11 protein-coding genes and 1 pseudogene are annotated in these 11,943 nt (G+C 71.0%); 3 read left to right on the top strand and 9 right to left on the bottom strand.

Annotated features, from left to right (window positions below; all coding sequences use genetic code 11):
- Window positions 1-209: 209 nt before the first annotated feature.
- The 5 genes from JDV09_RS24280 to JDV09_RS24260 all read right to left on the bottom strand — a co-directional run bounded on the left by JDV09_RS24280 (window position 210) and on the right by JDV09_RS24260 (window position 5,388).
- Window positions 210-1,862 (bottom strand): nitroreductase family deazaflavin-dependent oxidoreductase, encoded by a 1,653-nt coding sequence (locus JDV09_RS24280; protein ID WP_221371700.1) that lies wholly within the window; start codon window positions 1,860-1,862, stop codon window positions 210-212.
- The gene (locus tag JDV09_RS24275) at window positions 1,859-2,443 is read right to left on the bottom strand and encodes a TetR/AcrR family transcriptional regulator (RefSeq protein WP_221371699.1); all 585 of its coding nucleotides are present in this window, start codon (window positions 2,441-2,443) and stop codon (window positions 1,859-1,861) included. Before JDV09_RS24275 ends, JDV09_RS24280 begins: the two co-directional genes overlap by 4 nt.
- Window positions 2,444-2,550: 107 nt before the next feature.
- On the bottom strand, window positions 2,551-3,180 hold the full coding sequence (locus tag JDV09_RS24270; protein ID WP_221371698.1) for a LutC/YkgG family protein: 630 nt from the start codon (window positions 3,178-3,180) through the stop codon (window positions 2,551-2,553).
- Window positions 3,173-4,639 carry a LutB/LldF family L-lactate oxidation iron-sulfur protein gene (locus JDV09_RS24265; RefSeq protein WP_221371697.1) on the bottom strand — a complete coding sequence of 489 codons (1,467 nt, stop codon included), beginning with the start codon at window positions 4,637-4,639 and terminating at the stop codon, window positions 3,173-3,175. The genes JDV09_RS24270 and JDV09_RS24265 overlap by 8 nt, the downstream gene beginning before the upstream one ends.
- Complete coding sequence (locus JDV09_RS24260) at window positions 4,636-5,388, bottom strand: (Fe-S)-binding protein (protein ID WP_221371696.1); 753 nt, start codon at window positions 5,386-5,388, stop codon at window positions 4,636-4,638. Before JDV09_RS24260 ends, JDV09_RS24265 begins: the two co-directional genes overlap by 4 nt.
- A gap of 82 nt (window positions 5,389-5,470) precedes the next feature.
- On the opposite strand from JDV09_RS24260, the gene JDV09_RS24255 reads away from it, so the two are divergent.
- Window positions 5,471-6,187: a FadR/GntR family transcriptional regulator gene (locus JDV09_RS24255; RefSeq protein ID WP_221371695.1), complete on the top strand. Its 717-nt coding sequence runs from the start codon at window positions 5,471-5,473 to the stop codon at window positions 6,185-6,187.
- 13 nt (window positions 6,188-6,200) lie between these two features.
- Here the strand turns inward: JDV09_RS24255 and JDV09_RS24250 are convergent, their stop codons facing one another.
- Both JDV09_RS24250 and JDV09_RS24245 read right to left on the bottom strand, forming a co-directional pair.
- Window positions 6,201-7,445, bottom strand: coding sequence for an MFS transporter (locus JDV09_RS24250; protein WP_308124227.1), 1,245 nt, complete (start codon window positions 7,443-7,445; stop codon window positions 6,201-6,203).
- A gap of 64 nt (window positions 7,446-7,509) precedes the next feature.
- On the bottom strand, window positions 7,510-8,829 hold the full coding sequence (locus JDV09_RS24245) for an aspartate aminotransferase family protein (RefSeq protein WP_221371693.1): 1,320 nt from the start codon (window positions 8,827-8,829) through the stop codon (window positions 7,510-7,512).
- Between the two features lie 58 nt (window positions 8,830-8,887).
- Here JDV09_RS24245 and JDV09_RS24240 point away from each other — a divergent pair, with 58 nt between their 5' ends.
- A complete protein-coding gene (locus JDV09_RS24240; RefSeq protein ID WP_221371692.1) occupies window positions 8,888-9,604 on the top strand; it encodes an NUDIX hydrolase in 717 nt (238 codons plus the stop codon).
- A gap of 9 nt (window positions 9,605-9,613) precedes the next feature.
- On the opposite strand, the pseudogene JDV09_RS24235 reads toward JDV09_RS24240, so the two are convergent.
- Window positions 9,614-10,425 (bottom strand): annotated as a pseudogene (locus JDV09_RS24235) (oxygenase MpaB family protein); the annotation flags it as partial.
- Here JDV09_RS24235 and JDV09_RS24230 point away from each other — a divergent pair.
- Window positions 10,425-10,799 carry a hypothetical protein gene (locus JDV09_RS24230; RefSeq protein WP_221371691.1) on the top strand — a complete coding sequence of 125 codons (375 nt, stop codon included), beginning with the start codon at window positions 10,425-10,427 and terminating at the stop codon, window positions 10,797-10,799. The pseudogene JDV09_RS24235 and the gene JDV09_RS24230 overlap by 1 nt on opposite strands.
- Here the strand turns inward: JDV09_RS24230 and JDV09_RS24225 are convergent.
- Window positions 10,784-11,908 carry a mechanosensitive ion channel family protein gene (locus tag JDV09_RS24225; protein WP_221371690.1) on the bottom strand — a complete coding sequence of 375 codons (1,125 nt, stop codon included), beginning with the start codon at window positions 11,906-11,908 and terminating at the stop codon, window positions 10,784-10,786. The two genes, JDV09_RS24230 and JDV09_RS24225, sit on opposite strands and share 16 nt — an antisense overlap.
- Window positions 11,909-11,943: the final 35 nt, after the last annotated feature.

The following is an 11,943-nucleotide window of genomic DNA, read 5'->3' as shown; positions in this document are numbered from 1 at the left end:
AGAGGTTGAAACACTCCCGGTGCAGCACACCATAAATCGAATCCGGACCCACCCGGCCCTCACAGAAATTCGCCGTCGACCGCAGCAGATCCGCCTGAGCAGGCGTCCGTCCCAACGTCACCCACTCATTCAACTCAACCAGCGGCGATCAGCCGGTCACCGCCGCGCAAAAAACACCATCCACCTAGGTGTCGGGACTATGGTCCCGATTACGCCGCGCTCAGGGCCACCACCGGCAACTCGTCGACCATCCGCGCCCGCGCCTCCGGGCTGCCGTCGTAGCGCCAGCCCAGCAGCCAGCTCAGGGCGGCCCGCACGACAGGGGTGACCCAGCGGTTGCGGTGCTCGTAGTCGGCGATGATCGCGGCCGCCTCGTCGTCGTCGGGCAACCGGACGTGGCCGGTGAAATCGTGCCGCCCGACCGCGAATCGGACGTCCGGATCAGCCGTCACGTTGCGATACCAGTCCGCCTTGCGGCCGAAGCCGGCGACGACGAAGTACTCGCTGCCACGGTGCCCGACCACCTCCAGCACGGTCCGGTATCGGCGCCCGGACCGCCGGCCGGTGTGGGTCAGGCACACGAAGCGGCGGCCCAACAGCCAGCCGAGGCCGTGGTCGTACAACCAGATCGGGGCCCGGAACGCCGCCCGCACGATCGGGGTCAGCCGCCGCCGTGCCCGGTCGTCGCCCGCCGCGGCTGCTGCGGTCAACGCGGTGGTCTTTCCGGCGATCAGCCTGCCGATGAAGCGGTTGACGACGGGTAGGTCGGCGAAGCGCAGAACGGTACGCCGAACCTGCAGCGCCAGAGCGGATTCCGGCAGGAACCAGCGGGCCGCGGCGCGTCCGGACTCCTGCTTCTCCAGCACCATCGGGCGCCACTGGCGCTCGTAGCCGGCCAGCGCCTCGGGGATGGATGGCGCGTCGTGCAGGTGTGAGGCCAACACGTAGGCGCCCGCGATCGCCAGTGACGCACCCTGCCCGGCGAGCAGGGAGACCGCGTAGCAGGCGTCGCCGAGCAAGGTGACGCGACCGGAGCTCCACCGGGGCATCTCGATCTGTGCCACCTGGTCGTAGTAGATCTCGTCGGATGGCGGACACAGCTCGAGTGCCTGCGGGACCACCCAGCCGAGACCCCGGTACTCCTCGGCGATCGAGCCGCGGATGTCGTCGGGCAGCGCCGGGTCGTCGGTGCGGTGAACGGCGAACGCGGCGACGGCGCCGTCGCGCAGCGCGTAGAAACCCATCTGGCGGCCGACGGTGTCGGTGAGCACGAAACGCCCGGCACACGCGTCCCGGATACCCGGCGCGTCGAACACGAATGCCGCGCTGTGGAATCCCAGGTAGCGCAGGAACTCCGATTCCCCGCCGAACACCAGCCGTCGGACGGTGGAGTGGATCCCGTCGGCGCCCACCAGCAGCTCGGCCTCCAGTCGGGTGCCGTCGTGCAGCGTCGCGGTCACCCGGTCTCCGTCGTCGTCGATCCCGGTCAACGCGGCTCCGAACCGCAGGTCGACAGAGTCCGGTAGCGAGTCGCGCAACACCCGTTCGAGGTCGGGACGCATCAGGCTGCACAGCCGGCCACCGACGGCGTCGCGCACCTGGTGGTACGGCAGGCCCGCGCGCCGCCGACCGCGTTGGTCGACCAGGGTCGCCTCCTCGATGGGGTAGGCGGCCTCCCGGATCGCGGGCAGCACACCCATCGCGTCGGCTGCGTCGTAGCCGGGGCCGAAGAAGTCCATCATGTAGCCCTGCCGGCGCGGGCCGGGGGAACGCTCGAGCACCACCACCTCGTGGCCGAGGGTGGCCAGCCTGCTGGTCAACGCGAGTCCGGCGATGCCGGCCCCACAGACGATGACTTTCATCCGGTTGCTCCTTTCTCCGTCGGTGCCACGACGGGGCGCAGGCTCGCTGTCGCGGCGGCGATGTCGGGGCCGATGCCCAGCCCGCGATGCAGTACCAAGCCGTCGAGGGCCGCGAACACGATGGCCGCGGCGCCCTCCGGATCGGGTACCCCGTATTCGGTCAGCCGCCCGGCGAACCGGGCCCGGCAGCCGGACAGCAGCGCGCCGACCTGCTCGCCGAACCGGTGGTCGCGGGTGGCCGCGAGATAGGCCTCGATGAACAGCAATGAGGTCGGGTCCGCGCCGGTGTACTGCTGCACCGACGTGAGCACCGCATCGACCAGCTCGGCGGGTGAGCCGGCGGTGTCGAACAGAGCGTCCAGCCCGGACACCGCCTGTTGCATCACGCCGATCGCGGCCTCCTGCAGCACCGCCGGGACCGAGGCGAAGTGGTAGTGCACCACGCTGGGCGTCACCCCGGCACGCTCGGCCAGGATCCGGGTGCTCACCGCCGGCCAGCCGAGTTCCGGAATGAGCTCGACGGCCGCGTTGAGAAGCCGTTGGCGCACGTCGCGCCCGCGGGCCGCGCTGGGAGTGGGCACCGCACCTCCAATGGTAGGACGTTCGATCTGTACGAACGCCCTGATTCTACGCCTGGCCGCTTCCTTCACAATGTGATGGGAATGTGGGCTGGACCCGCGACTGGTGGTCAGGTCCTCGACCGGGTGACGATCAGGACGTCGAGGGTGCGCGGCCCGTGCACCCCTTCGACCCGGTCGAGTTCGATGTCACTGGTCGCGCTGGGCCCCGAGATGAACGTCAGCGGCCGTACCGCGTCCAGCGCGGCGAAGGCCTGCGGCACCGTGTCCACGATCTGATCGGCAAACACCACGCAAAGGTGGTGATCGGGTACCAGGGTCAGCACCCGGCGCCCTTGTGCGGCACCGGCATCGAGCACGATGGTGCCCGTCGCGGCGATGCCGAGCGCACACCCGGTGACCACGGCGTCGGCCGCATCGAGTTCGGCGACCTTCAGCAGCGTCTGGCCACCGTCGGCCCGCGTGTCCAGCCCGGCGACCCAGGCGGTCGGGACGTCGGCCGGCACCACCACCCGGGCACCCGGCCGCAGCAGACCGGCCAGTGTCGCGGCGACCGCGTCCTCGGGCACCCGGTGCACCCGGGCTCGGTATTCGCCGACCGTCTCGGCGAACCGGTCGGCGTCTCCCGGCCCGTCCAGGGGTGCGTCGTCGTAGTCGCGGGCCACGTCGACCGGCGGCACCGGCGAGGCCGCCAGCGCATGCCGGATTCGTTGCAGCACGGCGGTTCTGGCGTCAGCCACGGTCTTCTCCCCGGTGTGTCCTGGCCCACCACTGCCGAAACGTCTCGGCGGGCGGCTCGGGGATGTCGCGGCTGGCGGTCCAGCGCGATCCGGGCCACGGCAGCGCCGAGATGCGTCCGTCGCGCCCGGAGACCAGCCGGCCCAGCGCCAGCCCCTTCTCGGCGAAGCCGAACCGGCCGGGCGATGCCATCGCCCAGGCCGCCGCCTTCATCGCCAGATCCTGCCCGCCCGGCAGGCCGTGGCGCTGCGCATCGACCTGTTGCCCGCGCAGGTGCACCAGGATCGACGGGATGTCGATGCGCACCGGGCAGGCGTCGAAGCACGCCCCGCACAGCGACGACGCGTACGGCAGTGCGGCGTTGGGATCGTCGTGACCGTGGGTGCCGGTCAGCTGCGGGCTCAGGATCGCGCCGATCGGCCCGGGATACACCGACCCGTAGGCGTGCCCGCCGGTGCGTTCGTAGACCGGGCAGACGTTCAGGCAGGCGCTGCACCGGATGCACTTGAGGGCCTCGCGGCCGACCTCGTCGGCCAGCACCCGGGTCCGCCCGTTGTCCAGCAGCACCAGGTGGAACTCGGCCGGCCCGTCGCCGTCGTGCACGCCGGTCCACATCGAGGTGTACGGGTTCATCCGCTCGGCGGTCGAGGACCGCGGCAACAGCTGCATGAACACCTCGAGGTCGGTGAAGCGGGGAACGACCTTCTCGATGCCCATCACCGTGATCAGCGTCTCGGGCATGGTCAGGCACATCCGGCCGTTGCCCTCGGACTCCACCACCGCCAGTGTGCCGGTCTCGGCCACCCCGAAGTTGGCCCCGCTCACCGCCACCCGCGCGGAGAGGAACTTGCGGCGCAGGTGCGCGCGGGCCGCCATCGCGAGCACCCGCGGCTCGTCGCTCAGCTCGCCGGCGTCGGGCATCTCGCGGGTGAAGATCTCCCGGATCTCGGCGCGGTTGCGGTGGATGGCCGGCACCAGGATGTGGCTTCCGGTGTCGTGCCCCAGCTGCACGATCAACTCGGCCAGGTCGGTCTCGACGGCCTCGATCCCGACGCTGTCCAGGTGCTCGTTGAGGCCGATCTCCTGGGTGGCCATCGACTTGACCTTGACCACCTCGCCGGCGCCGGTGGCCCGGATCAGGTCGGTGACGATCGCGTTGGCCTCGGTGGCGTCGCGGGCCCAGTGCACCACGCCGCCGCGGGCGGTGACGTTGGCCTCCAGCTCCTCGAGCAGCTCGGGAAGCCGGGCCAGCACGTCGCGCTTGAGCGCGCTGCCGGCCTCCCGAAGCTGCTCCCAGTCCGGGCATTCGGCCACGGCGGCGAGCCGTTTGGTGCGGATGGCGTGGGTGGCGTGGCCGACGTTGCGGCGCATCTGGGTGTTGCGCAGTTCGCGGCGGGCGGCGGTGGGAAAGGGTTCGGCACCGCGCAGATTGCCGACGCCCGGGGTGCCGAGGAACGTCATGCGTGCACCCCGGCGGTTTCGGTGGACGCCAGGATCTCGGCCAGGTGCACGGTCGTCACCCCGGAGCGGATCCGGGACAGCCCGCCGCCGATGTGCATCAGGCAGGACGAGTCGCCGGCGGTGCACACCTCGGCGCCGGTGTCGATGACGTGGGCCATCTTGTCGGCCAGCATCGCCGTCGAGGTGTCGGCGTTCTTGATCGCGAACGTGCCGCCGAAACCGCAACAGGATTCGGCCTCGCCGAGCTCCACCAGCGTCATGCCGCGCACCTGGCGCAGCAGCCCCAGTGGTTTGTCGCCGACCCGCAGCATGCGCAGCGAATGGCAGGTGGGGTGGTAGGTCACGGTGTGCGGGTAGTAGGCGCCGACGTCCCCCAGCCCCAGCACGTCGACCAGGAACTCCGACAGCTCGTAGGTGCGCGCCGCGACCGCCTCCGCGCGCGCGGCCAGGTCCTCGTCGCCGGCGCGGCGGGCCACCATCGCGTGCTGGTGGCGCACCGAACCCACGCACGATCCCGACGGCGCGACGACGGCGTCGCAGCCGGCCTGCTCGAACACCTGCACGTGGTGGCGTACCAGGCCGGTGGCCTCGGTGAGGTAGCCGGTGTTGACGTGCATCTGCCCGCAGCACGTCTGCCGGTCCGGGAACACCACCTGGTGGCCGAGCCGCTCCAGCAGCGACACGGTGGCGATGGCGGCGCGCGGGAACATCGCGTCGGCCAGGCAGGTGGCGAACAGGGCTATGCGCATGGGTCACTCCGATGGGCTGTGGTCAGACCACAATAGGACACTGTGGTCTGACCACACCGGTCTTTGGCGCTATTCTCCTCTCATGCGGGCGCACGAGATGGTGTTGCAGCGAATCGAGCGGGATCTTTCCGACGGCGTGCTGAGGGTCGGGGATCGGCTGCCCGGCGAGCGCGCCCTGGCCGAGGATCTCGGCGTCGGCCGGTCGTCGGTGCGCGAAGCCATCCGGGTGCTGGAGGCGATGGGCGTGGTGCGCACCGCGGTCGGGTCCGGTCCCGATGCGGGCGCCGTCGTCGTCGCCGACCCCGCCACGTCGATCGGCTCGGCGTTGCGGCTGCACATCGCCACCCGGATCCTGCCGATCGCCGATCTGGTCAGCACCCGGGTGTTGCTGGAGACCTGGGCGGTGCGCGAGGCGGCGCTGCGTTCCCCGCGCCCCGATCTGTCCGGCCTGACCGCGATGCTGGACGAGATGGACGATCCGAATCTGAGTCCCAACGATTTCCATCTGCGCGACGCCGACTTCCACGTCGCGCTGACCGGGCTGGCCGGCAACGCGGTCATCGAGGCGATGATGGCGGCGCTGCGCGATTCGATCCACGGCTACGTGATGGCCGGGGTGCCGCTGCTCGACGACTGGGCCTCGGTCGCCACCGGCCTGCGCTGCGAGCACCGGGGTATCGCGGCAGCGCTCGGGCGGGGCCATGCCACCAGGGCCGCCGAGCTGGCACAGGCCCACATCGAGGGGTACTTCGGCCTGATCCGCGACCGCCTGGGGGTGTGGCCGGCCGCCAAGGGCTGACCGGCCGAACGCGCTAGGAGACCGGCAACGGCCCGGTGAGCTTGGACGGCCTGCACCACAACGCGACCCCGGCGCACAGCGCCGCCGCGATGCCGAACGCCGCGAACACGTTCAGGGCGTCGGCGGCGCCGCCGAGGACCGCGGCCGCGATCGGCCGCGAACCCAGGAAGCCCACCAGCCACAGGGCCATGATGCGGCCGCGCAACTGTTCGGGTGCCCGCTCCTGAACCACGGTGCTCAACCCGGTCATCGCGCAGCCGAAGCCGAACCCGGCCAACGCGAAGCCGGCCATCGCCACGGCCGGCTGTGTCCCGGCCGCGAGCACCGCGCAGCCGGCGGCCAGCGCGGTGAGCCCGATCGAGGACACCCGTGCCGAGGGGATCCGGCCGCGCAGCAGCGCCAGCGCCGCCATGCCGACCGCGGCGCCGACGCCGAACAGTGCGGATAACAACCCGACCAGTCCGGGGCCGCCACCGAGCGCATCGGCCATCGACGGGGTCAGGGTGATCGACGGATCCGACGCGATGCCCACCATCGTCACCGCCAGCAGCGCCAGCAACAGGGGACGATCGGACAGCACGTAGCGGATCGCGACGCGCACCCGGTAGTCGGTGTCGGCGTGCCGGGCGGGCGGGGCCGGGAAGCGCACCACCAGCAGGAACACCGCGAAGACCAGGTGCAGGCCCGCGGCGACGGCGAAGCCGGGTGCGGGTCCGAGGTGGGCGGCCAGATAGGCGCCGGCGGCGGGCCCGACGATCCGGCCGACCGTCATCGGCAGGCTGTTCAGCGCCATCGCCGTGGGCAGTTCGCCGGTGCGGATCAGCGTCGGCACGATGGATTGCATGGCCGGGCCGCCGACCACGAACCCGAAGCCGACCAGCGTCGCCCCCAGCAGGATCGGGATCGCGGCGCTGGCCTTCAGGTCCGGCACCGCGAAGAACCACGCCGCGGTGACCCCGGAGCCCGCCACGCAGAGCACCCGCCCGAGCAGAATCTGGCGGGCCGGGTCACCGGTGTCGGCCCACTTGCCGCTGGTCGGGCTCAGGATCAGCTGCGGGGCGAACTGCGCGACCCCGACCAACCCGACCATCAGCGCGGAGCCGGTGGCGTCGTACATCACGATCGCGGCGATGATGCCGTGGGTCCACACCGCGACGACGGAGAAGATCTTGCCCCAGAACAGCGCGCCGAAGACCGGGTCGACCACGAGCGCGAGCGCGCTGCGCGGCCGCGTCGGGGTGATGGTCCGGGCGGTCACCGAATCTGCATAGCACATCGAAGTATGTCGGGCGAAATGCAGCGGACCCGACCCCGCCGAGGATTCAGGCGGCCGACTGCGCGACGGTGGCCAGCGCGTCGTCGAGGATTGCCAGCGCCCGATCGATTTCGTCCTCGGTCGCGGTCAACGGCGGCGCGATGCGGAAGATGCCGCCCATTCCCGGCAGCTGCACGATGTTCATGTGCAGGCCGAGCTCGTAACAGCGGGCGGTGACCGCGGCGCCCAGCGCATCGGCACCGCCGGCGGCATCGTCGTCGAGCAGCTCCAGTCCGAGCAGCAGGCCGCGGCCGCGGACATCGGCGACGATGTGATGCCGGCGGTGCAGCTCGTCCAGGCCGCGGCGCAGCCGGGCGCCGAGGGTCCGGGCGCGGCCGTCCAGCCGGTCACGGGCCAGCACCTCGAGCACGGTGAGCCCGACCGCGGCCGGCAGCGGGTCGTTGACGTGGGTGGTGAAGAACAGGAAGCCGCGTTCGTGGGCCTGCCGTTCGATCGGTGTGGTGGTGACGACGGCCGACAGCGGCAGGCCCGCACCGAGCGTCTTCGACAGCGTCAGGATGTCGGGCACCACGCGGTCGGGACCCTCGTGCTCGAACGCGTACCAGTCCCCGGTACGGCACAACCCGGTCTGGGCCTCGTCGAGGATCAGCAGCATGCCGCGCTCGCGGCACTTCTGCGCCAGCGCCGCCAGGTAGCCCGGCGGGAGGTCGATGACGCCGCCCGAGCTCAGGATCGGCTCGATCAGGCACGCGGCCAGGCTGCCCACCGACTGCGCGTCGATGAGGTCGAAGCCGATGTCCAGTTGCCTGCGCCATTCGAGTTCGCCCTCGGCGTCGAGGATGTCGGGGCGGAACCGGTGCGGCACCGGGAGCGCGAAGTTGCCCGGAGCCGCGGGACCGTAGCCTTTGCGGCCGGCGCTGTAGGTCGCACCGGCCGCGGCCTGGGTCATGCCGTGCCACGAGCGGGCGAACGACACGATCTCGTGCTTGCCGGTCACCAGCTTGGCCAGTCGCACCGCCGCCTCGTTGGCCTCGGCGCCGGTGCTGAGCAGCAGCACCTTGTCCAGGTCGGCGGGCAGCGTCGAGGTCAGCCGCTCGGCGAGTTCGACGACGGGACGACTCAGAAAGCCGCTGTACAGGTGGTCCAGTCGAGCCACCTGCGCCGCCACGGTGGCGACGATCTCGGGATGGGAGTGACCGAGGATCGCGCTCATCTGCCCCGATGTGAAGTCGAGCAGTTCGCGCCCGCTTTCGGTGTAGAGCAGCGTCCCGGCCGCACGGTCGATGAGCTCGGGACCGAACGTCCCGTGACCGCTGTAGCGGATCAGATGCCGGCCGGATTCCGTTGCGCTCGAGGTGTCGGGCATGCCCGGAACGCTAACCGCCGATGTGCCTGCGGCGCCGCCCGGTGCTTAGTCTCGACCGGTGACGATCAGCTACGACGACGCCCTGCGGGCGCAGATCGCCGCCCGGGTGAACGGTCACGACCGCCGTGTGGTGCAGGATCCGACCAAACGGCGTGCCGCGGTCGCGGTGGTGCTCGTCGATTCGGTCCTCGGCGAGGACCGGGTGGATCCGGCCGCGGTGGACGACTGGATCGACGGACGGCCGATGCCCGGGAACCTCGACGGACGCATGGTGGACGTCTCCGGTGGCGCGGCGTTCTTCCTGTGCCGTAGATCGTCGCGGTTGTCGTCGCACGCCGCGCAATGGGCGCTGCCCGGTGGCCGGCTGGATCCGGGCGAGAGCGCAGTCGATGCGGCGTTGCGTGAACTCGACGAGGAACTCGGGGTTTCGCTGACCGACTCGGCCGTGCTGGGTCTGCTCGACGACTACCCGACGCGATCGGGGTACGTGATCACGCCGGTGGTGCTCTGGGGTGGCGGGCCGCTCCAGCCGAATCCGGCGCCGGACGAGGTGGTCGCCGTCTACCGGGTCGGCCTGCACAATCTCACTCGGGCGGACTCCCCGCGGTTCGTCACCATCCCCGAGAGTTCACGGCCGGTGGTGCAGATCCCGATCGGCAACGACCTCATCCACGCCCCGACCGGCGCGGTGCTGCTGCAGCTGAGGTGGCTGTGCCTGGAGGGCCGGCACGACCCAGTCGACGGCCTGGAGCAGCCGGTGTTCGCCTGGCGATAGCGCCGGCGGTCAGCTCGAGCGTGCCGGCTCTGCGTCGGCGGCGGGCAGCCGGTAGGCGAACGACCTCTGCTGACGCACCCGCATCTTCTCCAGGCACTGGTGGTGCTTGCGTGCGTGGTAGGCCAGCGGGAAGTAGGTCAGCCGGTCGGGCAGGACGCGGGAGGCGATGCGGATCAGCGTGTAGATCCGGTTCAGCTCGCGCTGCTCGCGCGCACTCCAGCCGACGCCGAGCTTGTCCCGCAGCCGCGGTTGGAGCAGGCCGACGACCGACAGGTAGTTCAGCCGCAGGAACGGCCGCAGCGCCAGCCGTGCCAGCGGGCGAAGCGGGCGGGGGATCGCCGGTGGCAGCGCGACCCGTCCGGTGCGCATCTCGTCCATCAACTGCAGCGCCTGCAGGGTGCCCTCCAGCGTGGGCACCATCGCCTCGAAGTACCGCTCGAACTCCGCCTGGGTGCGCGGGTAACCCGGCATCGGAACGTGCAGCAGCCGGGCCAGCCGGATGTTGTCGCGCAGCAGCTCCTGCTTCTCCACGTCGATGAACTCCGGCCGATCATCAGCCTGCCGGCCTGCGAGTTCACCAGGTAGCCGGTGGCGATCACCCACTGGTAGGCACCCGGGTGCAGAGCACCGATCTGCCGGCCCGTGGTCTGGCTCTTCATCGTCAGCGGACGGTGCAGCGCCCGCACCCGGTCACCCTCGGCAGCGGCCTCGGTACCGCCGTACACCCAGCGCAGCACCGAGTCGACCGACCGGATCGCGCGGCCGCCGGGATCGCCGTGGAACGCCGCCGAGTACTTGCCGGTGACCTCGGCGATCACCGGTGCAGGCCGCCACCCTGCAGGCGCCGGAGGAGGGTATGGCCGCTGCGATCGACATCCTGATCGACTACACGATCAAGAACCGCAGGTTCATCCGGTATCTCACCGAACGGCCGCAGCACATCCGCACGTTCGACGACAATTCCGGGCTGCATGCCACGCTGCTGGCGATGGCGACGGTGCACATCGGGCACCATCGGGAGCGCTACCGCAGCGACATGACGCCCCGGTCGCTGGCGTGGATGTTCTACAACATGGCCGTCGCCACCACGCTGCGCTATATCGACTCCGACGATCCGATCCCGCTCGAGGACCTTCGGCGCGGACTCAAGTTCGCCGCGACAGGGCTTCTCGCAGTTCGTCAGTCGCCGTTGTAGCGGGTGCGCGGCCCGGCACCGACCTGTGCGGGCAGCCCCGGCGATTCGGTCTGATGCTCGATGCGCCTGCGCGGCAACGCACCCGGATTGGTGCGCTGCAGCCAGGCCACCATGCCCTCGCGCATGTCGCAGCGCAGGTCGAACAGCGCCGGGGCGTTCGACGCGCTCACCAGCATCCGGATCCGCACCACGCCGTCGATGGTGTCGGTCACCTGGAGCACCCCGACGCGGCCGTCCCACTTGGGGTTGTCCCGCAGCAGGCGGTCCAACTCGGCGCGCATCGCGTCGAACGGCACGGTGAAGTCGACGTCCAGTTCGGCGGTCCCCAGCAGCTCGGTGGCGTTGCGGGTCCAGTTCTGGAACGGCGTGGTGGTGAAGTAGGTGCACGGCAGCACCAACCGGCGTTCGTCCCACACCCGGACCACCACGTAGGTCAGCGTGATCTCCTCGATGCGGCCCCACTCGTTCTCCAGCACGACGACGTCGCCGACCCGGACGGCGTCGGAGAACGCGATCTGGATCCCGGCGAAGACCGAACCCAGCGACGTCTGCGCGGCCAGGCCGGCGACCACCGACAGCACGCCGGCCGACGCGAACAGCGTCTTGCCGATGTCGCTGAACGACGGGAACGTCATCAGGGTGGCGGCCGCGCCGAGCACGACCACGACCGCGATGGCGAGCCGGCGCAGCGTCACCACCTGGGTCTTGATCTTGCGGCGGTGCCGGTCGGCATCGGTGAGACCGGAGTCGCCACCGGCGAACCGGCGCAGTGCCTGGCGCTCGGCGACCCGGACCAGGCCGGCCACCACCCAGGTCACGCTCGCGATGATCGCGATGACGAGGGCATGGTCGACCCAGCCGCGCCAGCTCTCGTGCTCGGCGGCGGTGCGCCGGACGGCCGCCGTCGTGGCGATGACCATCAGCGTGGCGCGCACCGGCCGCCGGGTCAGCTCGGCGATGTCGCGAAGCACCTGGCTGCGCCGCCCCAGCCGGTGCACGAGCCAGGACAGTGCGACACCGGACAGGTAGGCCGCGATGACGGCGGCGACCACCCATGCCGCGGTGGTGGCGAAATTCGTTGCGGATTCGATCTCGGCGGTGTCGGGCATGAAGAAGACGGCTCCAGACGTCGGCGGGTGTCACC

The sequence above is a fragment of the Mycolicibacterium xanthum genome, assembly GCF_019710635.1.
Classification (GTDB): domain Bacteria; phylum Actinomycetota; class Actinomycetes; order Mycobacteriales; family Mycobacteriaceae; genus Mycobacterium; species Mycobacterium xanthum.
Note: the sequence above shows the minus strand (reverse complement) of the source record. Positions and strands in the feature narration are given on the sequence as shown.